The organism is Leptospira fainei serovar Hurstbridge str. BUT 6 (assembly GCF_000306235.2).
GTDB lineage: Bacteria > Spirochaetota > Leptospiria > Leptospirales > Leptospiraceae > Leptospira_B > Leptospira_B fainei.
The window spans coordinates 908,249-932,238 of record NZ_AKWZ02000010.1; the positions used below are offsets into that span (position 1 = coordinate 908,249).

General features: G+C 42.2%; 25 protein-coding genes and 1 tRNA gene. 11 read left to right on the forward strand and 15 right to left on the reverse strand.

From position 1 onward, the window contains the following. The first annotated feature begins 7 nt into the window (after positions 1–7). Positions 8–1,171, forward strand: coding sequence for a formate-dependent phosphoribosylglycinamide formyltransferase (purT, locus tag LEP1GSC058_RS13400; RefSeq protein WP_039948383.1), 1,164 nt, complete (start codon positions 8–10; stop codon positions 1,169–1,171). A gap of 1 nt (position 1,172) precedes the next feature. Here the strand turns inward: purT and LEP1GSC058_RS13405 are convergent, their stop codons facing one another. Next, positions 1,173–3,593: a 1-acyl-sn-glycerol-3-phosphate acyltransferase gene (locus tag LEP1GSC058_RS13405; RefSeq protein ID WP_039948384.1), complete on the reverse strand. Its 2,421-nt coding sequence runs from the start codon at positions 3,591–3,593 to the stop codon at positions 1,173–1,175. Positions 3,594–3,773: 180 nt separating this feature from the next. On the opposite strand from LEP1GSC058_RS13405, the gene LEP1GSC058_RS13410 reads away from it, so the two are divergent. Beyond that, on the forward strand, positions 3,774–4,559 hold the full coding sequence (locus tag LEP1GSC058_RS13410; protein WP_016550624.1) for an LIC13411 family adhesin: 786 nt from the start codon (positions 3,774–3,776) through the stop codon (positions 4,557–4,559). Positions 4,560–4,617: 58 nt separating this feature from the next. Here the strand turns inward: LEP1GSC058_RS13410 and LEP1GSC058_RS13415 are convergent, their stop codons facing one another. The 4 genes from LEP1GSC058_RS13415 to LEP1GSC058_RS13430 all read right to left on the reverse strand — a co-directional run bounded on the left by LEP1GSC058_RS13415 (position 4,618) and on the right by LEP1GSC058_RS13430 (position 7,494). Continuing rightward, a complete protein-coding gene (locus tag LEP1GSC058_RS13415) occupies positions 4,618–4,983 on the reverse strand; it encodes an LIC13410 family lipoprotein (protein WP_016549849.1) in 366 nt (121 codons plus the stop codon). A 71-nt stretch (positions 4,984–5,054) separates the two neighbouring features. Continuing rightward, positions 5,055–5,504 (reverse strand): MarR family winged helix-turn-helix transcriptional regulator, encoded by a 450-nt coding sequence (locus tag LEP1GSC058_RS13420; RefSeq protein ID WP_039948385.1) that lies wholly within the window; start codon positions 5,502–5,504, stop codon positions 5,055–5,057. Next, positions 5,501–5,986 (reverse strand): glutathione peroxidase, encoded by a 486-nt coding sequence (locus tag LEP1GSC058_RS13425; protein ID WP_016549902.1) that lies wholly within the window; start codon positions 5,984–5,986, stop codon positions 5,501–5,503. Before LEP1GSC058_RS13425 ends, LEP1GSC058_RS13420 begins: the two co-directional genes overlap by 4 nt. Before the next feature lie 206 nt (positions 5,987–6,192). Beyond that, on the reverse strand, positions 6,193–7,494 hold the full coding sequence (locus LEP1GSC058_RS13430; RefSeq protein ID WP_039948386.1) for a porin: 1,302 nt from the start codon (positions 7,492–7,494) through the stop codon (positions 6,193–6,195). A gap of 270 nt (positions 7,495–7,764) precedes the next feature. Between LEP1GSC058_RS13430 and LEP1GSC058_RS13435 the strand changes: the two genes are divergently transcribed. Then, complete coding sequence (locus tag LEP1GSC058_RS13435) at positions 7,765–9,561, forward strand: monovalent cation:proton antiporter-2 (CPA2) family protein (RefSeq protein ID WP_016549599.1); 1,797 nt, start codon at positions 7,765–7,767, stop codon at positions 9,559–9,561. Between the two features lie 53 nt (positions 9,562–9,614). After that, entirely contained in the window at positions 9,615–10,874 is a 1,260-nt protein-coding gene (locus tag LEP1GSC058_RS13440; RefSeq protein ID WP_016550345.1) for a glycosyltransferase family 39 protein, read from the forward strand. 114 nt (positions 10,875–10,988) lie between these two features. On the opposite strand, the gene LEP1GSC058_RS13445 is transcribed toward LEP1GSC058_RS13440, so the two are convergent. Beyond that, positions 10,989–11,060, reverse strand: a tRNA-Gly gene (locus LEP1GSC058_RS13445). A gap of 62 nt (positions 11,061–11,122) precedes the next feature. On the opposite strand from LEP1GSC058_RS13445, the gene LEP1GSC058_RS13450 reads away from it, so the two are divergent. Both LEP1GSC058_RS13450 and LEP1GSC058_RS13455 read left to right on the forward strand, forming a co-directional pair. Then, the gene (locus LEP1GSC058_RS13450) at positions 11,123–12,649 is read left to right on the forward strand and encodes a carboxypeptidase M32 (protein ID WP_039948387.1); all 1,527 of its coding nucleotides are present in this window, start codon (positions 11,123–11,125) and stop codon (positions 12,647–12,649) included. 3 nt (positions 12,650–12,652) lie between these two features. Then, positions 12,653–12,991, forward strand: coding sequence for a hypothetical protein (locus LEP1GSC058_RS13455; RefSeq protein WP_016550219.1), 339 nt, complete (start codon positions 12,653–12,655; stop codon positions 12,989–12,991). Positions 12,992–13,070: 79 nt separating this feature from the next. Here LEP1GSC058_RS13455 and LEP1GSC058_RS13460 read toward each other — a convergent pair whose 3' ends face one another. Both LEP1GSC058_RS13460 and LEP1GSC058_RS13465 read right to left on the reverse strand, forming a co-directional pair. Beyond that, the gene (locus tag LEP1GSC058_RS13460) at positions 13,071–13,880 is read right to left on the reverse strand and encodes a hypothetical protein (RefSeq protein WP_016550069.1); all 810 of its coding nucleotides are present in this window, start codon (positions 13,878–13,880) and stop codon (positions 13,071–13,073) included. Further along, positions 13,867–14,292 carry an ABA4-like family protein gene (locus LEP1GSC058_RS13465; RefSeq protein ID WP_039948648.1) on the reverse strand — a complete coding sequence of 142 codons (426 nt, stop codon included), beginning with the start codon at positions 14,290–14,292 and terminating at the stop codon, positions 13,867–13,869. The genes LEP1GSC058_RS13460 and LEP1GSC058_RS13465 overlap by 14 nt, the downstream gene beginning before the upstream one ends. Before the next feature lie 124 nt (positions 14,293–14,416). Between LEP1GSC058_RS13465 and LEP1GSC058_RS13470 the strand changes: the two genes are divergently transcribed. Then, positions 14,417–15,055 carry a TetR/AcrR family transcriptional regulator gene (locus tag LEP1GSC058_RS13470; RefSeq protein ID WP_016550038.1) on the forward strand — a complete coding sequence of 213 codons (639 nt, stop codon included), beginning with the start codon at positions 14,417–14,419 and terminating at the stop codon, positions 15,053–15,055. A gap of 97 nt (positions 15,056–15,152) precedes the next feature. Here the strand turns inward: LEP1GSC058_RS13470 and LEP1GSC058_RS13475 are convergent, their stop codons facing one another. After that, on the reverse strand, positions 15,153–15,977 hold the full coding sequence (locus tag LEP1GSC058_RS13475) for a PhzF family phenazine biosynthesis protein (RefSeq protein WP_016550731.1): 825 nt from the start codon (positions 15,975–15,977) through the stop codon (positions 15,153–15,155). Positions 15,978–16,215: 238 nt separating this feature from the next. On the opposite strand from LEP1GSC058_RS13475, the gene LEP1GSC058_RS13480 reads away from it, so the two are divergent. After that, positions 16,216–16,863: an NADPH-dependent F420 reductase gene (locus tag LEP1GSC058_RS13480; protein ID WP_016549648.1), complete on the forward strand. Its 648-nt coding sequence runs from the start codon at positions 16,216–16,218 to the stop codon at positions 16,861–16,863. A gap of 35 nt (positions 16,864–16,898) precedes the next feature. On the opposite strand, the gene LEP1GSC058_RS13485 is transcribed toward LEP1GSC058_RS13480, so the two are convergent. The 3 genes from LEP1GSC058_RS13485 to LEP1GSC058_RS13495 are packed head-to-tail and all read right to left on the reverse strand — an operon-like array spanning position 16,899 to position 18,221. Continuing rightward, entirely contained in the window at positions 16,899–17,285 is a 387-nt protein-coding gene (locus LEP1GSC058_RS13485; RefSeq protein WP_016549833.1) for a DUF423 domain-containing protein, read from the reverse strand. Beyond that, positions 17,266–17,865, reverse strand: coding sequence for a hypothetical protein (locus LEP1GSC058_RS13490; RefSeq protein WP_039948388.1), 600 nt, complete (start codon positions 17,863–17,865; stop codon positions 17,266–17,268). Before LEP1GSC058_RS13490 ends, LEP1GSC058_RS13485 begins: the two co-directional genes overlap by 20 nt. After that, positions 17,862–18,221, reverse strand: coding sequence for a TRL-like family protein (locus LEP1GSC058_RS13495; protein WP_156860714.1), 360 nt, complete (start codon positions 18,219–18,221; stop codon positions 17,862–17,864). Before LEP1GSC058_RS13495 ends, LEP1GSC058_RS13490 begins: the two co-directional genes overlap by 4 nt. A gap of 111 nt (positions 18,222–18,332) precedes the next feature. On the opposite strand from LEP1GSC058_RS13495, the gene rocD reads away from it, so the two are divergent. After that, a complete protein-coding gene (rocD, locus tag LEP1GSC058_RS13500) occupies positions 18,333–19,571 on the forward strand; it encodes an ornithine--oxo-acid transaminase (protein WP_016549679.1) in 1,239 nt (412 codons plus the stop codon). A 27-nt stretch (positions 19,572–19,598) separates the two neighbouring features. Continuing rightward, positions 19,599–19,928 (forward strand): hypothetical protein, encoded by a 330-nt coding sequence (locus LEP1GSC058_RS13505; protein ID WP_016550402.1) that lies wholly within the window; start codon positions 19,599–19,601, stop codon positions 19,926–19,928. A gap of 5 nt (positions 19,929–19,933) precedes the next feature. Here LEP1GSC058_RS13505 and LEP1GSC058_RS13510 read toward each other — a convergent pair whose 3' ends face one another. Continuing rightward, complete coding sequence (locus LEP1GSC058_RS13510) at positions 19,934–20,569, reverse strand: hypothetical protein (protein WP_039948389.1); 636 nt, start codon at positions 20,567–20,569, stop codon at positions 19,934–19,936. Between LEP1GSC058_RS13510 and LEP1GSC058_RS13515 the strand changes: the two genes are divergently transcribed. Continuing rightward, a complete protein-coding gene (locus LEP1GSC058_RS13515; protein WP_016549425.1) occupies positions 20,568–21,653 on the forward strand; it encodes a hypothetical protein in 1,086 nt (361 codons plus the stop codon). The two genes, LEP1GSC058_RS13510 and LEP1GSC058_RS13515, sit on opposite strands and share 2 nt — an antisense overlap. 3 nt (positions 21,654–21,656) lie before the next feature. Here LEP1GSC058_RS13515 and LEP1GSC058_RS13520 read toward each other — a convergent pair whose 3' ends face one another. After that, on the reverse strand, positions 21,657–22,232 hold the full coding sequence (locus LEP1GSC058_RS13520) for a DUF1569 domain-containing protein (RefSeq protein WP_016549934.1): 576 nt from the start codon (positions 22,230–22,232) through the stop codon (positions 21,657–21,659). 85 nt (positions 22,233–22,317) lie between these two features. Next, entirely contained in the window at positions 22,318–23,424 is a 1,107-nt protein-coding gene (locus LEP1GSC058_RS13525; protein ID WP_408605696.1) for a M23 family metallopeptidase, read from the reverse strand. Positions 23,425–23,990: the final 566 nt, after the last annotated feature.

Consider the following 23,990-nt stretch of genomic DNA (forward strand, 5'->3'; position numbering starts at 1 on the left):
AAACCCTATGCAAAAGAAAATACTCCTTCTCGGTTCCGGCGAATTGGGAAAAGAATTCGTCATCGCAGCCCAAAGACTCGGGCAATACGTAATCGCAGTGGATAGCTATGATGGAGCTCCAGCCATGCAAGTCGCCCATGAAAGGGAAATCGTCGATATGCTGGACGGATCGGCGCTGGATCGCATCGTCGCAAAACACAAACCCGATCTCATCGTTCCGGAAATCGAAGCGATTCGGACTGAGCGTTTGTACGAATATGAATCGAAAGGATATCACGTCGTACCGAGCGCTAAAGCGGCGAATTTTACGATGAATCGAAAATCCATTCGCGATTTGGCGGCAAAATCCCTCAATTTAAGAACAGCGAAATACTCGTACGCAACTAGTCTAGATGAGCTGAAGCAAGCAGTGCAGAATCTTGGAATTCCTTGCGTAGTCAAACCTCTCATGTCCTCTTCCGGAAAAGGACAATCCGTTATACACTCCGTCCAAGAAATAGAAAATGCCTGGACGGCGTCTCAAACGAAAGGTAGGGCAGGAGCATCTGAAATCATTGTGGAGGAATTTATTCCTTTCGAATCGGAAATAACATTGTTAACGGTAACTCAAAAATCCGGAAAAACTCTATTTTGTCCTCCAATCGGCCATCGACAAGAAAGGGGTGATTACCAAGAAAGTTGGCAACCCGCAGAAATCTCATATTCGCAATTGAAAGCAGCGCAAGAAATGGCCGACAAAGTCACGAGAGAATTGGGCGGCTTCGGGATTTGGGGTGTGGAATTTTTTCTGACAAGGAGTGAAGTCTATTTTTCAGAACTTTCTCCGCGTCCTCATGATACAGGAATGGTAACTCTTGCGGGAACACAAACCTTTAACGAATTCGAATTGCATTTAAGAGCTATTCTCGGTTTACCGATTCCCGAGATCGCTTTAGTTCGGAAAGGAGCAAGCGCAGTAATTCTTTCCGAAACGGATGGTAGCGTTCCTATAGTTAAAGGATTGGATATAGCCTCCGAAATGCCCGACTCTGATTTTAGAATCTTCGGCAAACCGTTAACAAGAAAATACAGGAGAATGGGAGTGGCTTTGGCTTATTCGGGCAAAGAAGAATCCATATCTTCGTTGAGGAAAAGGGCGATCTTAATCGCTTCCAAGATAAAAGTGGAATAGATTAAGTAGGATCGGGAACCATATTCCCGTAATATTCCAAGAGTTCCCGATCCTTCGCTACGACGATATCCCGTTCAACGCGTATAAAACCTCTTCCTTTCAAGACTTTAATTCCACGATTTAGAATTTCATCCGCTTCCTTAGTAAGATAGTTTCCTTTACGGGATAGAATCGTCTCGGAAATGAGCGATCTTAAATCATTCAGACCGATCTCTCCGCCCTCTTCCATAATTAATTTAGCGACGAGTTGATTCGGTAGAATCCGATGATGCGCCTGCCATGAGCGAGTTATTTCCAGCGATATGGATAAAGTCGGATCGTCTTCGTGAATATATCTCGAAACGGGAATCGGTTCACATAGATCCATAAACACTTCCGTTCTCTTGAACAAAAAATCCTTAAACGAAAGATGCTCCTCTTTTCCGGTAAATTCGATATCTTCCGGAACATTCTCATAGGACAATACGATTGGAACCACTAGCACTTCGCTACCGGTATGCTTAAATGCTTCCACCGAAGTGGAAAGAATTCCGGTCTTTATCGGAATGATTCCGCCTGTCCGAGAACGAGTTCCTTCGGGATAGACCAATGTTGGAATTCCAGCTTCCAGCATCATCGTAGAATATTGGGTCAAACAATCCAAATATAGAAGGTTCCGATTTCTCTTCCTATCTACCATGTAAGCGCCAAGAGCCTTTAGCACTCTCGCTAACCCGGGCGTTCCCATAACTTTTTTGTCCGCCGCGTATCTTGGAACAGGTAACCCTAACCATCGAAGTCCGAATGCAACTTCAATGGAATCTAAATGAGACCTATGAGTCGGCGTATAGAGAATATCATATCGGGAGGCAAGAGATTTAACCTCCTTCACACACCCGCCGATCTTAGGAAGACCTCCTCCCGGTTTAAAGCCTCCGATTGCAAAGCGCGCGGGAGCCACCAAATGTATTAACGACTCCCGCAAAAATGGGCGATAGTCATCCGCAATTTCAGAAACGTAAAATTCGACGATCCTTTCTAAATCTCTAGCGCCTCTCGTTTCGTAGGCTCTATTGGTCTCTTTCCAAAGTTGGATTTCTTTCGGAAGTTGCGCAAAATCGGTACCCGATTTATTTTCAATAGCCTCTTCGTATCTCTTTTCTAAAGCCTTAATTTGTAGGCCCGATTGCTTCAAAATACGATCGGCCATTCCTGGTTGCGAGTTTATATGTCTGAGAACTCTTCGTCTCAGAGCATATTGAAACTCCTGCCCCGAAGCTAAAGATAAACCGGAGCGCTTGCCGGCAAATTTTGAGATCGTTCGGATCTCGTCGCTAGCGGATTTTGATACAAATCGAATGATCTGTGTCGGCGAAACTTTTCTAGTTAAAATTTCGAATAGCGTAGTGAATAGGGGAAGCGAAACGTTTTTTTCGTGAGCTAAATCCAAAATCGTCGATAGCGAATATGCTCCTTCTACATGAGATTCGCTTTGAATCACCTCTTTTTGAATGAATTCCTTTGGATTAAAAAAGAGCTCCAGCCGCTCCAATAGATTCGGCTCATCTTCCCCGGATATCAGTTTACGTACAAATCTTTGGCCGTACGCTCGGTTTCTGCTCGAACGAGACGTTGAAGTCGTGATCAGATCTGCAAGTCCGAACTCCATAGCGGATTTCGTAGGAAGTTCCAAAGCCTTCAGTAAATCTAAAATTTCCGAAAATCCGAGACGGATTAATTCGCCTTCAAAATTGCTCCCACATTCGGGAATTCCGCTGGCAATACCGCAAGCGATAGCTATAGGATTTTTTAAAACGCCTATAATTTCAATCGCGCGTATATCATCGTAAGTCTTCGTATGATTATGCGAACCGGAGAATAATTCTTCCACGACAAAAGAAGCTCTTTTTCCGGTCGAAGCGACGGAAAAAAAACTATGTTGATCCTTGCTCATTTCGGAAAGAAGATTGGGCCCCGCTATAGACGCGTATTCGAGATTGGAAATGTTCAATCTATCTTTCGTATAAAGTAAATAATCGGAAAATGTAATACTTCCGGTTTTCCGTCGAGTTGAACTTGAAACGATTCCTTTCGTAAATGAAAGAATTAGATGATTTTCATTTGGAGAAAGGGAAGCGCAAATACGGTCGATTATGTTTTCTTTTAATCTAGACGGGACAGCGGAAACGATAACCCAAGATTCGGTTGATAGAAAATCGGTATCATAAACCACGGTCACATTATGCGGGAGAGATACATTATCATCCAGAAGTTCCGCCGATCTATCCTTCTGTATTCGTTCGGCTTTTTTACGATCCCCATACCACAAAAATACCCGATCGGCCTTTGCAGAAACGACGGTAGACAGAAAAACCCCCATCGGCCCTCCTCCAAACACAGCCACATTTGGATAAAGGATTTCGGAATTTTCTATCTCGCTCATCGGTTCTTTCCGTAACAAAATTCTAACTTCCGGGATAGTTTCATTTAAGATTCGGAGAAGAAAACCAATAAATCAATTTTGAGTTTTCAGGTTGCCTTCCCGCGATTAGACCCAAGTTTTGTTCGAGAGCCATACTTTGAATGGGAAGTTTCCTTCTTATCATTTTCCGCTCCCTACTTCATGAAAATTCCTTTTCGAATATTTTCGATTTTATTGAGTTTCGTTTTCTGTTTCAATTGTGCGACATACTGGTCACAAAGAAAGAATGATCTTCAAGACGTATTTACGGCCGGAATTGAGAACCCCGGTTATGGTCTCGGAGTTAGAATCGGCCCGTTAGCCGCAGGATTCGTTTTTCAAGGCGGGGAAACGGAGCCTGGAAAGAAGAATTTAGGGGCTGGATACGGAATCCGAGGAGGCAGCATTGGATCCTATCGCTCACAACAACTCATCTTCGGAATCTTAGGAAGCGATAAATTTCATGCACTTCCTAAAGGAGTTAAAGCCGCTGCTCCAGTTCCGAAAGCTCCCGATGTGGAAGTCCAACCCACCGAGGATAGTAGCGCGAATCCCGTATTACTATTTCCGGAACTCCCGGAAGAGGAAAATGATAATACTGAGAACTCGGAAATAGACAATCTTGATGAAAGACAAAAAGCGAAAAGCTTCGACATACGATATCTAAAGTTCTATAATATTCCCGTCGAAGAAAGGCGAAAACAAAAGAAAGAGGCCTTCTTTCGAAAGTATATTGAAAATCTAGACCCGAATAAAAAGAACGAAGCACTTCAAAACTTTTTAATGGAAAACCCTCTTAATAAGGACGATTATCCGAAGGCATTTCTATTTCAATTAGAACTCTATATAGGGGCTCGCTATGGAATTCGTATCGGATTTAACTTGGCGGAGTTGCTGGATTTTCTAATCGGCTTTACGGGTTTAGATATATTAGAAGACGATATTTGATAAAAGAAGGCCGCAAAGTTTAGCGGCCTTTCGTAAAATAGAACGTATAAAATGCGAATTAAAGTTTATATTCGTATTTTTTAATAACGCCTTTCTTATCGACGACAACTCTAATGAACTTGGTATCATCGTTGATTCTAGAAGGTTTTTCGGCTAAAGTCTTGTAAGAATTCTTTTGATAAGTAGTCGATTCTAGATACCATTCTAGCAAGGATCCGTCTTGAGTATTTTCCTCGACAGTCGGCGTACCCAATAATGCTTCGGCCTTCAACCTTTTATCGCCTTCTTTAATCATGCTAGCTTCTACTGTGCGAAGATCCGAATTAGGTTGATAAGCCGGTTCGCTTTTTTTCGCCTCGGAAGAGCAATCTCCAAGAAAGAGAATTGTTGAAACAAACAAGATCATGGAAAGAATTTTTTTCATTCTTCACTCCTTTATGCCTTTTCCAAGGCGGTCTTTAAAGCGTATCAATTCTTACCGAGTAAAGGGATTTGTCACGCGGAATTTCCCAGCTTATTCGTGAGTAATATCAGAAACTCATCTAGCTCTCGCTTTAATTTAGTCACTTTTTCCTGAGTGAGCCCGGATTCTGCAAAAAGTCTTTCGGGAATGCAAGCGGCTTTTTTTCGAAGATTTCGCCCTTTCACGGTCAATTTTACGACAAGTGATCGCTCGTCTTCGCTCGAACGTTCCCTTGTCAATAGACCTTGCGTTTCCATTTTTTTTAGCAATGGAGTTAACGTACCGGAATCTAAAAATAATTTATCTCCGATTTCTTTTAGCGGTATTCCATCCTCTTCCCACAATACCAAAAGTACTATATATTGCGGATACGTTAGATCGAATTCCTCCAAGATAGGACGGTACAAGGCCGTCACCACCCTAGAGGATGCATAGAGCGGAAAACATATTTGCCGATCTAGACTTAACGAATTCTCTCTCACTTTTTAAGGAGTTCCTTCACTTTCTCGTCGATTTTTTCCGGCGGTGTAGTCGGAGAAAAACGCTTAATTACATTGCCTTGTTTATCTACGAGAAACTTAGTAAAATTCCATTTGATGGATTTTCCTAAAAGCCCCGGAGCTTCTTTCTTCAGATATTTAAAAACAGGATGCGCTCCATCGCCGTTTACTTCTATTTTTTTGAAAAGAGGAAATTGCACTCCGAAATTAACCTGACAGAAATTTTGAATTTCAACGTCGCTTCCAGGTTCTTGATGCCCGAATTGATCGCAAGGAAAACCTAAAATTTCCAATCCTTCAGATTTATACTTATCGTACATTTCCTGAAGACCTTTATACTGCGGGGTAAAGGCGCATTCACTCGCCGTGTTAACGATAAGAAGCACCTTTCCTTTGTAATCTTCCAATTTCTTTTCTTTTCCGCTATTCAGAGTAGCGGTTAATTCGTATAGATTCTGCGCCATTGTGCAATTTCTCCAGATTTATATATTTAGATTGTATACAATTAAATTTTTTGCAATCTATTTTTTCTTGCAAGAGGAACTTTTAATAATTCTATTATTAAAAATGAATTGTTGGACTGAAGTTCAAAAACCGAATTCGAACAAAATTTATCTATCTTTTCGTCGCTCGGTGTGAATAAACGCGTAGATATTCAATTTAGGGAAAATTAGATTTTTATGGATAGGGAGAATATAAATTGTCGATCCAATCTCGACATGTTAGCCTCTCTCGGATAGATTACGTCTCTCGAAAGCCGATATTGATACGTAAATCGAACCAAAAAGAACTCGTTCGGAATATAATCCAAAGTCGTCGTCGCACCGCCGGTTTGAAAACCGTGTAAAGTTCCGGTTTGAACGATCATCTGCTCTCGGTCCACATATCTTTCGAAGCGGGAACCGATTCTCCATTCAGGTAAAAACCGATAAGCTACCCAAAGATTTCCGGCATATAGCTGTCGATAAGCGGAACTATCCCTATTTATGTAGGCCGGCCCGTTGGGAAGATATATTAAGTCGCGATCGTCCGCCCTACGTTGATATGCGACGTCGAACGAAGATGCGACAATCCAAGAATCGGAAGGTTTCCATTCTGCGATAAAATTATTATAGTAACGGACTTCTTTGGGTATCGCCGTCGGCAATTCGTTTCCCATAAACGTATTCCATCGAAACATAAGGCTTTTCAACGGAGTCCATTCCAATCGAAACCCGCCGGAGACATCCTTGTTATTATCCGTTACAACTTGATAGCCGTTGTCCAAGTGTAGTTGATACTTCAGTTTATCGGTTATTTTTCCGCTTAGACGAACACCGGAAACGTAATAGGGTACGTTATCTAACGAAAGGGATCTCGTATAAACGAAGTTGTCATGAGATACCCAGGATTCGTATCCCAAATGACCAAAATAAATACCCATATCCAACCATGTGGATTTTCCAAGTTTGATTCCTCCATAGGCTTCCTGCATATTGCGAACGGAAAATTCGTTACTTGTCTTCCCGGTAGTTCCTTCCCCCACGTAATTCGCCGCAACGGACGTTCCGAACTGCACGGCAAACCGACCCCGATATTTATTTGTTTCGAAATTAGCGTCCAAATACGCCAAATTGATATTGAATTCGTTGGTTCGCGTCGCCTGCGTAGTGTACGAAGCCTCCTTGGAATTTGGCCGATTAAGGCTTGCATTGTAGTAACTATCTACGAAAAATCCTAACTTCAATGGAGACGAATTTGTGATATCTTTTTCCGTAAGAAAAGGTTTCTTCCCAGAATCTGTATCGACTTCAAGTTCTTTGGAGGAATTAGAATCGACCTCCTTCGTTTCAGGGGGGATATTCTCATTTTTCTCCGAATTTTTTACGTCCGGCGAAGAAATAGTCTTCCGATTTTCCTCTGAAAAAAGGGGAGAACCGAAAACGAAAAATCCGAAGATGCAGATCGCAATGGATACTTTTAAATTGTTCATAATTCTTCGGTGCAGGATTGCAGCCTGACATTCGGATTTAAGTTTCCGAGAATTATTCATAAATAGACCAAGTCTATTTATTTTTATTGTAAGAAAGAATCTTAATTTAAACTTAATATCGATATGCTGTATTGCTATTTTATCGATACGATATTAGAGTCTTTTATGTATAACCTGAATATTCTAAACTTTAGAAGATTGAACAATCCGCTTCCTGTCAATCGGAAGTCTTCGTAAGCAGAAATGAGAAAAATCACGAGGTAATTTCGAATGGAACAGCAGAGCATTCTAATCACGGCGATTATTTTATTGGCAACAGCGGTCTTTTGCGTTCCTATCTTTAAGAAATTAGGAATCGGATCCATCATCGGCTACGTAGCCGGAGGAATTCTAATCGGTCCGTACGGAATAAGATTAGTGACGGGAGGCGCGGAAATACTTCATTTTGCGGAGTTCGGAGTAGTTTTACTTCTTTTTCTAATCGGTTTGGAGCTTCGCCCTCAAACGCTTTGGGTCCTTCGAAAACCTGTTTTCGGGATGGGCTTTGCGCAGGTCGTGATTACGTCTTGTATATTAACTTTTTTGATAGAATGGACGTTTCATATCGGTTGGATAGCCGCGTCTCTTTTAGGCCTCAGTCTTTCTCTTTCTTCTACTGCATTTGCGCTCCAATCCTTGGCCGAAAAAAACCAATTAACTACTGCTCACGGTCGATCTGCATTTGCCATTCTATTATTCCAGGATCTTGCCGTAATTCCCGTCATGGCAATCCTTCCCCTTGCTGCACTTAATAATTCGGTTACCGACCATCAAGTCGCCTTCGACTCGACTAAATTCGGTTTAGCTTTACTTGCGATTCTGTTAGTCGTTTTGGGAGGTCGCTACCTGACACGGCCCTTATTTCGGATTATCGCTTCCTCCGGAAATCATGAGATTTTCGTAGCACTTTCTCTTTTGCTAGTTTTAGGCGTTGCCTTAGCTATGGAGATGGTCGGCCTGTCGATGGCTCTTGGATCGTTTTTAGGAGGCGTACTTCTCGCCGATTCCGAATATCGTCACGAACTGGAGGCAAACTTAGAACCGTTTAAGGGACTGCTGCTTGGTCTATTTTTCTTGGCTGTAGGAATGTCGATGAATGTGGACATATTATCGATGAATCCTTTTTTTGTAATCGGGATTGCAATCGGTCTAATGCTCGTCAAAGGCTTGGTTCTTTACGCCATCGGTAGATTCAATAATTTAAATAACGAATCAGCAATCAACTTATCGTTAAATATTTCCCAAGGTGGAGAATTCGCTTTCGTTATTCTGAATGTAGCGGTTCAATTCGGAATTCTTGAAAAACAAATATCGGAATATTCGATCGTAGTCGTTACGATATCGATGCTTTTAACCCCCTTCTTTACGATTTTAAAAGAAAAACTATTGGACCCATATTTCAACGAAGAAGAGGAAATACCGGCAGACGTAATTGACGAGAGAAATCGGGTCATCATTGCCGGGTTCGGTCGCGTCGGACAAATCATCGGCAGAATGCTTTACGTACATAAAATCGGATTCACCGCGTTGGAACATAATGCCGAGCAAGTTAGCGCCGCACGTAAATTCGGTCACAAGATCTATTATGGGGATGCGAGTCGTTTGGATTTGCTAGTTTCAGCCGGAGCTGCTCAGGCCGACATTCTGATCTTAGCGGTACAGGATATGGAATTATCCCTAAAAATTGCGGAACTTGTGAAGAAAAACTTCCCGAATCTCCAGATCATTGCTCGCGCCAGAAACAGAGCACATTATTTTAATCTAATGGATCTGGGAGTGGAGACGATTCGCAGGGACACTTTTGCTTCGTCACTCGAGATAGGGGGAGAAGCTCTCATTGAACTCGGTTTCTTACCGTCCGAGGTGGAGGCGATTCTTCAGAAATTCAGAGCGTATGACGAAGATATGCTATTAGGCCAATACAAAGTTCGCCATAATGAAAAAGAGCTCATCGCATTTTCTAAGAATGCTGTCAAGCAATTGGAAGAAGCATTTGCAGCGGATAGACTGGAAAAGGAAGCTTCGTAGCCGATTTAAATTTAAAATATCTCTAATTGAATGAAAGAACGCTAAAGTCTTAAATGAAAAAAAATAGTATTCCGTTTCTCTTTTTTATCGTTTTCTTCGTAAACGTGCTCTTGCCGGTTACGCCTCGCTCGGATGCGATTTGGAACATCCCTACCGGGATGAGCATTCTTCTGCACGGAGATACGAATTTGGATGAGTTCCAAGACTTGCGTAAAGAATTCACGGATTACGGCTTAATAAACCTCAAAGGCAAAGAATATAATATTTTCCCGATCGGAGTCTCGATTCTTGCAATTCCGCAATTATTTCTAATGACCCAAATAAACGGATCGAAGGAAATATTAAACCACTCTATCGAAGCGGGTAAGTTCGTAGCGGCCGGATGGATGGCTTTGGCTACGGTGTTCATCTTTTTGGGTTTTAAGCAGAAGTTCGGCTATCAAAAAGCGTTTTATTTCTCCATTCTTTTTGCATTTGCAACGTCAGCATTATCGACGGGCGGTCGAGCCATCTGGCAACAAAGCGGCGCCCTTCTATTGAATACGGCACTAATGTATATTCTAATCCGGGGAATTTATGGAAAGAAAGAACTTCTCTGGATCGGATTGATCTGCGGTTTTGCAATTTGGGTTCGCCCAACGACCCTTTTGGTTTCCATTCCGACATTCTTCTTTCTATTATCAAAAGAGAGAGTAAAGGCGGTTTGGACATTAGTTACCGCAACCCCCGTCCTCCTCCTCTTCATGTATTATACTTTTTATATGTATGGAAGTTTTTTACCGGCTTATTATTCGAATCATTCCGGTCGAATTTTCCAATTCGAAAAATTCGGAGAAGCTTTTGCCGGATTGCTTTTTAGTCCCGGCCGAGGCTTATTTATCTGGTCCCCTTTCCTGGTTTTATCTCTCGTAGGGATTTTTCGATTGAATAAAGATCGGGATTTACCTATTTCAATCCTGTTTCTGATCTGCATAGGGCTACATTTGATTCTTCTTGCCAGCTTCGATATGTGGTGGGGAGGTCATTCCATCGGGCCGAGATTGTTAACCGAAACGATTCCGTTCTTTCTATGGTTTACTGTAAAAGGCATATTACAACTTTCTCAACAAATTCGATCGCGCAAAACCTTCCGAACTCTATGGTTTATTGCGTGTTTACTAAGTTTCATTTTTCATTTTCGAGCTTCGGCTGATTTAGGCCCGACTATCTGGAATCGAAGTCCTCAAAGCGTCGATGAAAATCCTTCCCGAGTTTGGGATTGGCGCGACCCGCAATTTTTGAGCGGAGATCACGCATTAAAGTTTATTTTATAAAGTATTTAAAACCGGTCGAAGTTTAAACGATTTAAGGGCAGCGTTTGCAAAAGAGCACTGTAATGCCCGGATTTTAAAGGGAGAATTTTAGGATCTAGGTCGACGCTAAAAACTTGCGGGCAGAGGGACTCGAACCCTCACTAGAAGCTTGGAAGGCTACGGTGCTAGCCATTACACCATGCCCGCGATAAGATAGGGATAGTTTTTTGTTGGTTAGGAGGATGTCAATCGAAAAGAGTGATTTTTGTATGTGGGAAATTGAGTTGAAGAATTGGGAGAAGGATCTCCCCGCTTTTTGGAAGTATCGAAAAGAGTTCGAACGAATCAGTCACCTTCGAAATATTTTGAGCGTTCTCCATTGGGACATGGAAGTCACTTTACCGGAAGCCGGACAAGAAGAACGAGCAGAGCAGATCGGATTGCTCTCGGGAATTGCACACGAAGCCTTTACAATCGATACTTTTAAAGTTTCGGCTGAGAAAGCTTTCGAAGAAAACAATAAGCAAAATCTTCCCGGAAAGGAACTGCGAAGCCGGGAATTAGAGCTTTTGTTCAGAGATCTAAAACGTGCTTCTTCCGTACCCGGTTCGTGGGTGGAAAAGTTTGCAAAGCTGACTAGCCAAGCGCATTCCATCTGGGCCGATGCGCGAAAAAAAAATGACTCAACGGCTTTTATAAAAATCCTCCAGGAGTTACTGGATTTAACTCTTCAAAAAACGGATTATCTCGGTTATGAAACCGAAGCTTACGATTCTTTATTAGAGGATTACGAAGCAGGAGCAACGGCTGAGTCCTTAGAGAGTTTGTTTGAAAGTCTTCGCAAATCTCTTGTTCCGCTCGTTAAAAAATCCAAGGATGCAAGTTCTCCATTTACAGGAAAATTCCCCGGTTCCTCGCAGAAATCCTTTAATGAACGATTGCCCGAACTACTCGGTTTACCCAAGAATATTTCCCGATTGGATGCAAGTACACATCCTTTTTCCACTTCGCTAGGTTCCTTTGATAAACGAATAACTACAAGGTATGACGAAGACGATCCTTTATCCTCGGTATACTCCGTCTTACATGAAACAGGCCATGCGCTTTATGAAACGGGAATTTCGTCGATCCAAGGAGCTTATTCTCCATTAAAGGATTCCGCTTCTCTCGGACTTCACGAATCACAAAGCAGACTCTGGGAGAACCAAGTAGGGCGATCTAAAGAGTTTTGGGAGGCAGTATATCCCGAGTTTATCGGCGGCTTGAATATCTCTGAAAAAGATCTTCCTTTCGCTAAGTTATTTAAATTCGTTAATAGGGCAAAGCCCTCGCTGATTAGAGTTGAAGCGGATCAAATCACCTATAATCTCCATATAATTCTGAGATTCCGATTAGAGCGCGCGCTGCTACGCCGCGAATTAAAGCTCAAGGATCTGTCGGGTGCTTGGAATGCCGGCATGAAGGAGTTGCTCGGAATAGAAGTACCGAATGATAGCCAAGGTTATCTTCAAGACGTCCATTGGAGCGGCGGCGCTTTTGGATACTTCCCTACCTATACGTTAGGAAATATCTATGCAGCTCAGCTTTATTCCGGTTTCCTATCCAAGCATCCTGATTTTCTAAGTGAATTGCGGGCGGGAAACACTACGACTCTACTTCGATGGTTACGCGAAAATGTTCATCTGAAAGGCAGAAAATTTCAAGCAGATGAAATCGTCGTTCAAGCGACTGGTGAAAGTCCAAACGCAAAATATTTAGTCGATTATCTTTCTTCGAAGATATCGGAACAGGAGTAACATATGAGCCAGGAAGAAGACGAGGAACTAACTCTCAAATCATTCGAAGAGTTATCTTTTTTCGATAACTTAGCGCTTCATTATCTTTGTAACGAGACTCCGCCTCAAACATTGGCTTTGGCTTTTATGGTCGGAGACAAAAAAGTTTGCGGTTCGATGCTCGGGGTATTGGAACCGAAAAGGAGAGCTTTTGTCCACGAACTTATGACGAAGCAGCAAGATATGCCTGTTGAAAAGAAACACGCGGCCGCACATGGATTGCTAATCATAGCCGAAGGTTTAATCACCAGAAAGCTAATTCGTAAACAAGGCAAATTCTACTTTGGAACGGAGAGGCAATAGCCGGATTATCTAATAATAAAGTTTCGACCAATTTAATCCGTTCCATTATAACGCCGTAAATCCTGACGATGCTGTATTATTATAGTAGCGGCCTTCCGAGTAGAGCATTAATAAAGATCGAGCTAGTCAAGAAAACCAAAGCTATCCCTGCGTATTTAACGCTTTTTTCCGACCAATTATTTTTGACTGCAAGCAATGCAAATAACGGTAAAATCTGGAGCGCATGAATTCCTACAAAATGCGCGATCCTAATATCACCGCCTCTCCTACTCCAATTCAAAAACGGAAGACCTTCGCCTCCGTCGGCCACTCCGACGGAATGCGAAAGAATTACAGTCATGTAAGAGCCGGTCAAGGACGCGAAAACAAATATCCATAGAGAAATCCGAATCGCGGTTTTTAGCCTAATATCCAATCCTTTAATCGGATCTCTAAATTTGCGATCGATCCAGATGGCAGCGGGAATCACCGGGTAAATGAACAATCCCATAATACTATAAATGATCATATTCAAAATCGTAGATTGATTAAAGTGAGATGGCACGCCTCTTGCGGCTTGAAGAGTAATTAGAAAAAGTTCGACTGCCATACCGATGACGAAGTATTTTTCAATTCGGTCTCGAAACTTAGGATATTCCTGCAGATAGTTTAAAATCCACCCCATCGTCCAAAGAAAGATCCAGATTGAGATTGCGAACTTGGCCGGTTTAATCCATGGATTGATCCCGGATATCGTTCTGCCATCGAATCCCATCAGTAGAAAGTATATCGGTAGAACCAATATGCCGATTATGCCGCCGAAAAACGAAAGAGGGCGATTTCTTTTTAAAGTAGAGAGAAAGCTTTCCGACTCTCTCAAGAACGGAAACGAGATGCTATAAGTTGACATTGAATCCTCCTTTAATGGTACGTATAACATAAAATATTAAAAAACCGATCGGCCCGACCATGAGAGTGAGAAATAGACAGGGAATAAGAATCCAACGCGAAAGTCCGATCGATTCCGCCTCTTTCGTCTCCCAAATTCCCAATAATAAATCGAAGGCAAGATAATGCACCCAACCGGCGAGGAGAACCCAAGGATCGGAAAATAACGAAGCAACACCGGCAAGTGATTGAAAATTCCCTTCAGATCCTCTATGCGTCGCCAATATTAGGAAGTAAGCGGCCGAAAGTATTGCTGACCAGATACCGCTTCGAATCAGGATTTTAGTGAGCTTCATGTTCGGTAGGATCGCAAGCAACAGCCATCCTACTAGTGCAAACCGACTAAGAACCGTAAAAACCAACTCCACAGACATATGAACCTCTATTTTCCCAAATACGAAAATGGGAAATACTTGTCCCAATTCAGATACCATCAAGGAATGTTACTATCGGTAACACTCAATGTTACCAACGTCAACATTTTTTTAGGAAATTTTTATGCCCGCGAAAAAAAAAATTAAAAAGCCGGAACGCGCTTATCATCACGGTAACCTAGCGGAAACTTTAAAAGCTCTAGCTTTAAAGAGATTAGAAGAAAGCAGTGATTCTGCTTTTACCATCCGTGAAATAGCGAGAGAAGCGAAGGTTAGTCACGCGGCGGCCTATCGGCACTTTCCTTCCCGAAGAGATCTTCTGGCAGAAATTTCAAAAGATGGATTCATAGGAATTACAAAAGCTTTTTTAGATGCGGAAGCGAAAGCGATTCCCGGGGATTCGATTGATCGTCTCGAAAAAATCGGAATAGCCTATGTGTCCTTCTGCGTAGAGAATCCAGGATATTATCGAGCAATGTGGCATACGGATCTAGGTCCCAAAGACGATCTATTGGAATTGCAAGAAGCGGGAAGGGCGGCGTTTCTAAGACTATGGGAAACTGTTTTGGCCTGCCATGAAGAAAAAGTTTCCGATTATCCGCCGGTGGAAATGGCGTCGGCAGCATGGTCGATTGTTCACGGTTTTTCCACTCTAATCAATGAACAGCAGCTTACAAACAACTTAGGTTTAACCCGAGACAATGCGAAAGACGCCGCGAAAACCTTAGTCCGTTTGCTAATGAATGGAATTCGCAAACGTTGAAGCTCTCTAAAAAGTTATACCGTAAATTACCTTTGAGACTCGTAGTGTTTCATTTTGTCGGATAGTCTTAATAGTACAGTCGTACTTTAATTCGACTTTAAACTTCGAGATAAAAATTCCCCTTGAGATAAAGAACGCATTTCCCGCCTATCCTAACTCGTTCTCCCCTATCCTCGCAAATCAGATGACCGCCCCGCTTAGAAACTTGAAAAGCGGATAGATTCTTTTTTTGTAATCTTTTCGACCAATACGGAACTAAAGTACAATGAGCAGAACCGGTAACGGGATCTTCCTGCACCCCTTTAGCGGGGGCGAAAAATCGAGAAACAAAATCATATTCTTTTCCCGATGCGGATGGAGCCGTTGCAATCGCTGCAAAAAAGGGAATTCGTTTAATCGCGTCGAAATCGGGCTCCAATTGTCGAACTTCTTCTTCGCTCTCGAAAACAAAAACTGCGTCTCTTGCCTGCAGCAAAGATTGCGGTTTTATCGAAAAACATTTTAAAAGTTCCGGATTAACATCCAACGATTTGGGAGGGAGTGAAGGAAAATTCAAATATAGCAATTCATCCTCTTTCCCGACCTCCAAAATTCCGCTCTTACTATGAAAGTGGAGAACCGATCTATTTCCGGTTTCTATATCCATCCCGTAATCGAAAATTACTGCCGCCGTTGCCAATGTTGCGTGACCGCATAGATCAACTTCGACTTCCGGAGTAAACCATCTCAATTCAAACTCATCCTCTTTCTTTGTCCTGCGAAAGAAAGCCGTTTCAGATAAATTATTTTCCGAGGCAATTTGAATCAGCAATTGATCGTTCGGCCAGTCTCCTTTCCACGGAATAACGGCGGCAGGATTCCCGCGAAATAACCGGTCCGCAAACGCATCTATCTGAAAAATTTCGTATGACATTTTATTCATTCGATTGTCCTCCTTTCGCACTTCGCTAGGAAAAATCGATCACGATCCTTTAATCAATAATGAATAGCTTTTATTATACGAAAAAACCCGTATAATAAAAGCTACAGATTCTTACTCTTTTTCTGATACAGATTTTTCCAATCTTCCCTTCCTTACATTTGCTAAGCCGATCGCAAATTTTAACCTTCTGAGTTATTATTTTAGAAAGCATACGGGTCTAATCAGGGAGGAAAAAAGCATGAAAATCGGAATACTTGGAACTGGAATAGTCGGAAACACGATCGGACACAAACTAGTTCAAAGAAATCATGAAGTGAAAATGGGTTCTCGAACGGCAAAGAACGAAAAAGCAATGCAATGGGTGGCGGCGGCCGGAAGCAAGGCCTCGCAGGGTACTTTTAAAGATGCCGCAGAATTCGGACAAATTATTTTTAACTGCACAAAAGGAGATATCTCCATCGATGCCTTAAGGCTGGCAGGAACAACAACTCTTAGTGGAAAAATTCTAGTCGATGTTTCCAATCCTTTGGATTTCTCCAAAGGTATGCCCCCCTCGTTGTTCATTAGCAATACGGATTCTTTAGGAGAAGCGATTCAAAGAGAATTTCCCGAAACATTCGTCGTTAAAACGTTAAACACGATGAATTGCAGTCTGATGGTGGATTCGACTTTGGTGAAAGGCGATCACGATGTTTTCATTTCCGGAAATGATGCAGCTGCAAAGGCGACGGTCGTGAAGCTTTTAACGGAAGACTTCGGATGGAAGAACGTATTAGATCTAGGGGACATTACCGGAGCTCGGTCTACCGAAATGCTTCTTCCTATCTGGCTACGCCTTTACGGAAAATTCGGGAATGCTAATTTTAACTTTCATATAACGAAGTAAATCCCGGGGCCAAAGTGAACTCTTTGGCCTAACATTCATCTTCCTTTTATTCCGCTATAACCGAGAAACCCCCATCCCAGAAGTAAGGCAATTCCGCCGAACGGGGTAATCGCTCCTAGAATTTTAATTCCGGTGATCGATAGCGTATAAAGCGAACCGGAGAATATTAAAATTCCGGAAAATATCAACCAATATCCGATTCTTAATTCTTTCGATTCACTCCATTTATTGCTGAGCGCTAATATCAGCAAAACGACGGAATGAATCAGCTGATATCGAGCTCCGGTTTCAAAGATGATCAGTAAATCCGGACTTAAGACCGCTTTTAACCCATGGGCTCCAAAAGCGCCAAATGCTACCCCGGTGAATCCGAAAAAGGCTGCAAAGAATAGTGGAAGATTTTTAGAATTTTTGAATTCCATAACTGCGAAACCGAATGCATTTCCTACGAAAAATTCCGAATAAGTAGGCCGTATTTTCCAAATCGAGACGGCTATCAAAAAGAGCTTCGATTGAATTTTCCTTCATTTTACTTTGTAATTCTTCATAAAAGCTAGTGGGGCCGAAGACAAAGTTAACCGGTATATAACTGTCCGTCGATCCTTGTTTAAGAGGCAGTACCAATCGGATTCCGGTTTGGCATCCCTTGCTCTCTCCTTCAAATCGAACGATTCTATGTTCAGACCAATCCCATCCTTCTAAAGAAGTGTGAAACATATCCTTGAACGGAAGGGAGAGGGTGGCCCGAATCCATCCGTCGAAACCGCCCGTCTTCAACGCGGTCGAGCTTGCACCATAGTGAATGGAAGGGTCCCGAAAGTGAAAGCCGTTTAACCTCACGTCGTTTTCAGGTGGAATACCTAAACCGGATGGATAAGGTTCGGGATTTCTACGAATCAATACTCTTGTACCGCCCGTCTGAATGCATGAAGCAAGATTCGATACCTCCAGAATGAGCAGTAGCAAATACGCAAAAACCGTTCGTCGAAACAAGGAGTTCATTCCTTTTTCAATAACCTTTGTGGGAGCTTAACTCCGATTCCGGATACGCGCGTACATTTCTCAAAATACAACCCGAATACGAATGACTTGTAACTGTAATCTGTTTGTACGTCGAAAAGCACATCGGCCTTATCCTTAACGGCATTTTGAACGGCGCTTTCATAACTTTCGTCGCCGGTGTAAACCAACCAAAACCAGCTCGTTCCACATGATGTTCCTGCTAAACGTCCAACGGGTTCCATTCCGCGAACATCCGTATAGCTTTGAGAATAATACCATCCGGGAGATTTAATATTGGTATATAAACAAGATGAAAGGAACATAAGACAGGCGCTAAGCGACATTAATCTTCTCATGTTGGAAAGAAAATTTTTCATACGCTAATTTTCATTGTGTCGTCATTCAAAAGTCAAGGGAAATCTTGAAATCTCCTTGTAGCTTCATGTGTAAGATAGAAATAGGTATCGATGCCTACGCAATCCGCACAATCATACATTGACTTGGAAAGAAAGTTCGGCGCCTTCAATTATGAGCCCCTTCCCGTCGTATTACAAAGAGGAAGAGGAATTTATCTTTGGGATACCGAGGAAAAAAAATATTTCGATTTTTTATCGGCATACAGCGCAGTGAATCAAGGGCATTGCCATCCACGCATCATCGAAAGTTTAATCTCTCAATCCGAGAAGCTTACATTAACTTCCAGAGCATTCTATAACGATCAATTAGGTATCACCGAGAAATTCTTATGCGAAACCTTCGGTTTCGATAGAATGCTCCCCATGAACACCGGAGTAGAGGCCGCCGAAACCGCTGTGAAATTAACTCGTAAATGGGGCTATCAAGTAAAGGGAATTTCTCAAGACAAGGCAAAAATCGTTTTCGCTTCGGGAAATTTTTGGGGGAGAAGTTTAGGCGCCATTTCAGCGTCAACGGACCCGAATAGTCGGAGAGAATTCGGTCCTTTCATTCCGGGATTTACTGTCATACCTTATAACGACGTTCATGCATTAGAAAAAGAATTAGAAGATTCTAATGTAGCAGGGTTCATGGTCGAACCTATCCAAGGAGAAGCAGGAGTTATCTTACCGGATATCGGATATTTAAAGAAAATTTCCCAATTATGCCGTGAAAAGAACGTATTGCTTATTCTTGATGAGATTCAAACCGGACTAGGGCGGACCGGAAAACTACTGGCGGCCGATCACGAGAATGTAAAACCGGACCTGCTAGTTTTAGGAAAGGCCTTATCGGGAGGAACTTTGCCCGTATCGGCCGTTCTATCTTCAGATGAAGTCATTTTGACTTTAAAACCGGGGGAACATGGATCCACCTTCGGCGGTAACCCTCTGGCATCGGCAGTTGCAAAGACAGCGGTTCAAGTTATCCTTGAGGAAAAACTCCCCGATAATGCCGAACAACGCGGAGTTGAATTTCGGGAAGCTATGGAAATTCTCCATAAAGAATATCCTGATAAAATAAGGCAGGTGCGCGGGAAAGGACTACTTAATGCAGTCGAATTCTTTCCGGAAAAATCGGGCGGATCCATAGCCAAAAAAATATGCTACGATTTGTTAGAGCGAGGGTTACTTGCTAAACAAACGCACGATCATACGATTCGATTTGCACCGCCTTTATGCATTACCGAGGAGGAGATCCAGATTGCCGTCGCAAAGATCTCCGATTCGGTTCGTAAAACCCTTGACTAATCGGCGATTCGATAACTTATAAAGGCCATGCAAGCGGACGACGGAAAATACATTCGGGTCTGGAAAAAGATGAGCGTAAGCGAAGTCACTTCGCACCTACTAATAATCGACGATCTCTACGGAACTTGCGGAAATTGTAAACATTTAGGACTGAATTATACAAAGGATCGTTCTTGTCCGAAGTGCGGCTCCAAATTTAAATATCTCGCAACGAATCTAAAAACCCCCGGAGAAATCGCAAAAGTCCTGGCCCGAATTGAAAAGGAAGGAATGGAATTCATTCTGATCGACCGGGAAGATTATACCCAATCGAAAGCAAAAGACGCGGTGAAAGATCTCTTCAAATCGATCGAATAGCCGTTTTATCGATCGATTTTGTCTTCGACGTTTAATAAATCCCCTGCAACTTTCCCTGCTTCTAGCAAGCGACGCATTCCAATAGTCGCTTCTTCTAATTCTTTTAACGCTGGCAAAAACTTGTTCTTACGGTAAACCGGCTCGCTCCCTATGGAATCCAATTCGGAATAAATTTCTATGGTTAAGGTTCGATATGCGGACTGCAAAGCTCCTAGGGATTCTTCCAAGTTTCGCGGCGATAACGCTTTTTTCCTCGAAATCAATTTACGCACGCGAACAAAGAAAAAACGAATCAAGAGAAATCCGTAAGCAGGCAATAAAAGAATTAAGGCTGTTTTTGAAGCGGCAAAAACCTCCCAAGACTGGGAAATAGAATGCTGCAAAAAAATGCGTATTCCGGAAACAAGCAGGACCGCCAAGGTATAATTGATTCTAGGAGAGGAAGGAGATAAGCTATTAAAGACGAGCAATAAGGGAATAGAAAAGATTAAAACTAGAATTAAGTCCAAAGGAAAGAGGTTGGAAACTATCTCCAGGAAATTAACGATGGCGTAATAGGTTTTCACTAGGTCGTCAATGGATTGACTCAACCTATCGAAGTCCATCTTCATATTGGAGAAGAACTGGGTGATCTGGCTCATGAATTTGCTCCGCAAAGTTCCGGGATGGGAAAAAGGAACAACCCTCCTGAAGAAGCTGCAAGAACTTTCCTTTACAAGGAAACTCTTTATAGTCTATTCCGTCTTTGCTCTTTACTTTCTACTGTATCACGAATCTCATTTACCTTTATTTTGGATGATTAGTCTCGCGCTGATCGGGTACCTCGCTTCGACGCTACTCTTTTGGGGAATCGTATTCTCCTATCGCAAACTCGAATCCCGAGTCGAGGTGCCGGCAATTTTCGCTGAAGTGGGAATCTCGCGCCCACCGACGGCCCTTGTTCCTTGGATAGAAGCCGGTCTGTTCTTACTTTCCGTCTTGGTCTGCTACCTTACGGAATTCTTCGATAACCGATCCGGAATTTTATTTTTCACCATCTATTGTCTTTGTGTTTTTTCCGTTCGGTTTCTGGAAAATAAAATCTATTATAAAGCCGGATTCCTAGGAGTTTTAGTTCTAGCTTCCGGGCTCGGAAGCTTTAAAGCTCTGCAATTTACCGAAGCCTGGGTGGCGTACCTACATTTTAAACCTGCTTTCCAGGAACAAAATTTAACCAGATGGAACTTTGATGAAAACACAAGGATGCTATCGAATCCCGATCTGCGACTCTCTTTAAAACTTCCGGAGGATTTCTATTTTCATAATCCGAAAGATCTCACATGGGAAGACAAAACCGGAACCGGTCAGATTGCGGGAGTCATTTCCACGAGCGACAAAGACCCGAATAGATATCCTTATATTCGAATCTTCCATACTCCTCAGCCTTACGTCGAAATCGATCCTCTAATCACGGAGTTTAAGAAATATCTGGATTTGCTCGTAAATCGAGGAGATATAGAGGAATTGAACGAGCTGGAGCACGAGGACTTTAATAACCGATATTCGGGGAAATTTTGGACTTTCTACGATGTGTTGCATCCAAGATACGCTAAGACCGGCATATTTGTGCTTTCCGAAACGAACCAAGGAGACTCTTTGCTCTTCCATGTTACCGAAAGCCTAATTAAGAATCGGAGACATGAGGAATCGGTGGAAACTATCCTAAGCAGCGTCACCCGGGAATAAATTTTACCATTTTAAGAAGCTGAGGTGATTAGCGATATGCATCGCGTGAGCTAATTCATATTCTTGCTTACTCAATTTCCCGTATGCAAAGTGGGGAGCAAAATCGGTTTTATGGTTGATGAATGCTTCAAAAGATTTTCTTAATGCAACCGCTCCATCCTCGATGCTTCCCGTTCTCGGTAATGGAGGCGCTCCGGGAATTTGAGCGTTTAAATCATGAGACATTTTGCCTCTTATTGAAAATGTCGTAAATGCCATCTTGCCGATCGTAGATTGAAAAAGAGCCGATTTGTTTTCGGGGAAACCGGTAATAGAATATTCGATACTTTCGGCGCAATGGATAAGAATTTGAAACGGACTCCAGTCTCCGTATTGGACGACTTTCTTTGTCTTACTTAATATTTCAATTACACGATCAGCTTCTTCAAAATTCGAAAATCGAAGGTCCCGATCCACAGCTCCTTCCGGAGAATTAGAACAAGATTGAATAGTAACCGGTAAAGTCGATAGGGATCCCGCCGCCAAGGCGAAGCGGGCTGTAGTTTTCAAAAAATCTTTTCTACTGACTAAGGGGTTCATACGAATCTCCGTAAGGTCGAATCATAAAAAATACCCCGACATTGTCCACTATGTTGCAAAAGAGACTTCGTTAAAAAAGGAAAGCCTATTTCCGGGTTTCTTTCTTTACCTGAAATAGTTTGGTTTGAATTACCGATAACGGGTCGACCATAGTTCCGTGGATACGCAGTCCCAAATGCAAATGAGGCCCTGTAGACATACCTGTCGTACCGACTTTCCCGATTAGATCGCCTTTTTTAATTTTATCCCCGACCTTTACGAGCAATTCCGATTGGTGCATATAAAGCGAATAGATCTCCGATCCATGATCTATGACGGTAAAGTTTCCTTCGTAATGCATCGGCCTAGCTAGAATGACGGACCCGTCGTTGATAGCATAAATAGGTTCCCCTACACCGCCTTTAAAATCCACTCCGCCATGGGGCTTTCCCTTTTCCTTGTTATAAATTCTTCTTTTGTAAAAGGGGCTGTTTAAAATCGGCTTTGAAACCGGATATTCGAAATCGGATGCAATCTGAAGATCCGTCTTCGAATGGAATGCTTTGGATTTTGCCTCCGAGCATTCTCTAATAAAGGTCATCGTTTCTTCAGGAAGTTTATCCGAAGTATATTGCTTATCCATAGTTAAATGGGAAACTTTCGTCGTAGCAAATGCAGTTTTCCGAATCGGAATTTCGTATTTCTTAGATTCATTTTTTCTGAATAAATTCTTTTCGGTTATCTCGAGTATTCCGGAAGATTTCGAGAATTCCGGGGAAATCGGAATAAAAACCGATATCGTTCCCTCTTTCTTAGAAACGGATAATTCGTTCCCTTCCCAAGTCACTTTCACTCGATCCAATTTCGAAAATAAATGTGCTTCGGGAGAAATCGAAAGAAAAAGCACTTCTCCTTGAGCAAACTTACGAGCGGACAGAGTGAAGGAAAAAAGAGATTCTTTTTTTTCTACAACTTCTCCCGGCCCTCGTTTAGGCCTTTTCGCCATCCCGATCCGATCGCTGTCCTTCTTTTGAGATTTTTTTCCTTCTGGCTTTCCGGAAGTTAAAACTTTCGGGAGAGTCGAACCTTTTTTTATTATCGCAAGTTTGTCCGAGGAAGAATCCTCTCTGGCGTCGATGAGTAAAGTTTGGCAGAAGACTAGGATTAAAAAAGTCAAAAGTCCGAGGTTCCGGCGGGTTGCTTCAATCGTCATAATGAAATACTCTACTAGTTTCGGTTTTTATTCTGACGGGTCAGGAAATTTTTTTCCCGATAACCTTAGGTTTTACTATGGAAGGAAAATAGTAAAATCTGAGATGGATTCCGAGATTCTATTCATTTGATCCGAACACGGATAGTACGACGTTGGATTTCGAAATAATCGTTCAAAGATAGAACTGAAAAAAATCGGATTGAACCCCGTCGATTAACCGCAGCTCCAGACTGAATCATCTTCTCCTGAAAGAGAATTTCTTCCGAATTTTCTAAGAGATATCCGCCTTCCGAGACAAGATTAAATGCGCATTCGCTGATAATCGAATTAAACATTTTAAATTCACTTTCTTGATCTGTAGCTTTTTGGATGAATTCATTTTGAAAAGTCCACATTTCTATTCCGCGAATACCGGAATTTTGTTCCCGGACTGATCTACACTCAGGCTAGTTTCTCTCAAATTTATGATCCTAAAATTATGTCTCTTATAAGTCTGTTCCTGACAAAATCCCGGAAGAGAATTTCTATAAAATCGATATTTCCATTCCATTTTTTCAAAAATCAAA

Excerpts from the sequence above, each read along its gene's own strand:
- purT (WP_039948383.1), top strand. The coding sequence starts at position 8 with ATGCAAAAGAAAATACTCCTTCTCGGTTCCGGCGAATTGGGAAAAGAA.
- LEP1GSC058_RS13405 (WP_039948384.1), bottom strand. The coding sequence starts at position 3,593 with ATGAGCGAGATAGAAAATTCCGAAATCCTTTATCCAAATGTGGCTGTG.
- LEP1GSC058_RS13410 (WP_016550624.1), top strand. The coding sequence starts at position 3,774 with ATGAAAATTCCTTTTCGAATATTTTCGATTTTATTGAGTTTCGTTTTC.
- LEP1GSC058_RS13415 (WP_016549849.1), bottom strand. The coding sequence starts at position 4,983 with ATGAAAAAAATTCTTTCCATGATCTTGTTTGTTTCAACAATTCTCTTT.
- LEP1GSC058_RS13425 (WP_016549902.1), bottom strand. The coding sequence starts at position 5,986 with ATGGCGCAGAATCTATACGAATTAACCGCTACTCTGAATAGCGGAAAA.
- LEP1GSC058_RS13430 (WP_039948386.1), bottom strand. The coding sequence starts at position 7,494 with ATGAACAATTTAAAAGTATCCATTGCGATCTGCATCTTCGGATTTTTC.
- LEP1GSC058_RS13435 (WP_016549599.1), top strand. The coding sequence starts at position 7,765 with ATGGAACAGCAGAGCATTCTAATCACGGCGATTATTTTATTGGCAACA.
- LEP1GSC058_RS13440 (WP_016550345.1), top strand. The coding sequence starts at position 9,615 with ATGAAAAAAAATAGTATTCCGTTTCTCTTTTTTATCGTTTTCTTCGTA.
- LEP1GSC058_RS13450 (WP_039948387.1), top strand. The coding sequence starts at position 11,123 with ATGTGGGAAATTGAGTTGAAGAATTGGGAGAAGGATCTCCCCGCTTTT.
- LEP1GSC058_RS13455 (WP_016550219.1), top strand. The coding sequence starts at position 12,653 with ATGAGCCAGGAAGAAGACGAGGAACTAACTCTCAAATCATTCGAAGAG.
- LEP1GSC058_RS13460 (WP_016550069.1), bottom strand. The coding sequence starts at position 13,880 with ATGTCAACTTATAGCATCTCGTTTCCGTTCTTGAGAGAGTCGGAAAGC.
- LEP1GSC058_RS13465 (WP_039948648.1), bottom strand. The coding sequence starts at position 14,292 with ATGTCTGTGGAGTTGGTTTTTACGGTTCTTAGTCGGTTTGCACTAGTA.
- LEP1GSC058_RS13470 (WP_016550038.1), top strand. The coding sequence starts at position 14,417 with ATGCCCGCGAAAAAAAAAATTAAAAAGCCGGAACGCGCTTATCATCAC.
- LEP1GSC058_RS13475 (WP_016550731.1), bottom strand. The coding sequence starts at position 15,977 with ATGAATAAAATGTCATACGAAATTTTTCAGATAGATGCGTTTGCGGAC.
- LEP1GSC058_RS13480 (WP_016549648.1), top strand. The coding sequence starts at position 16,216 with ATGAAAATCGGAATACTTGGAACTGGAATAGTCGGAAACACGATCGGA.
- LEP1GSC058_RS13485 (WP_016549833.1), bottom strand. The coding sequence starts at position 17,285 with ATGGAATTCAAAAATTCTAAAAATCTTCCACTATTCTTTGCAGCCTTT.
- LEP1GSC058_RS13490 (WP_039948388.1), bottom strand. The coding sequence starts at position 17,865 with ATGAACTCCTTGTTTCGACGAACGGTTTTTGCGTATTTGCTACTGCTC.
- LEP1GSC058_RS13495 (WP_156860714.1), bottom strand. The coding sequence starts at position 18,221 with ATGAGAAGATTAATGTCGCTTAGCGCCTGTCTTATGTTCCTTTCATCT.
- rocD (WP_016549679.1), top strand. The coding sequence starts at position 18,333 with ATGCCTACGCAATCCGCACAATCATACATTGACTTGGAAAGAAAGTTC.
- LEP1GSC058_RS13505 (WP_016550402.1), top strand. The coding sequence starts at position 19,599 with ATGCAAGCGGACGACGGAAAATACATTCGGGTCTGGAAAAAGATGAGC.
- LEP1GSC058_RS13515 (WP_016549425.1), top strand. The coding sequence starts at position 20,568 with ATGAATTTGCTCCGCAAAGTTCCGGGATGGGAAAAAGGAACAACCCTC.
- LEP1GSC058_RS13510 (WP_039948389.1), bottom strand. The coding sequence starts at position 20,569 with ATGAGCCAGATCACCCAGTTCTTCTCCAATATGAAGATGGACTTCGAT.
- LEP1GSC058_RS13520 (WP_016549934.1), bottom strand. The coding sequence starts at position 22,232 with ATGAACCCCTTAGTCAGTAGAAAAGATTTTTTGAAAACTACAGCCCGC.
- LEP1GSC058_RS13525 (WP_408605696.1), bottom strand. The coding sequence starts at position 23,424 with ATGACGATTGAAGCAACCCGCCGGAACCTCGGACTTTTGACTTTTTTA.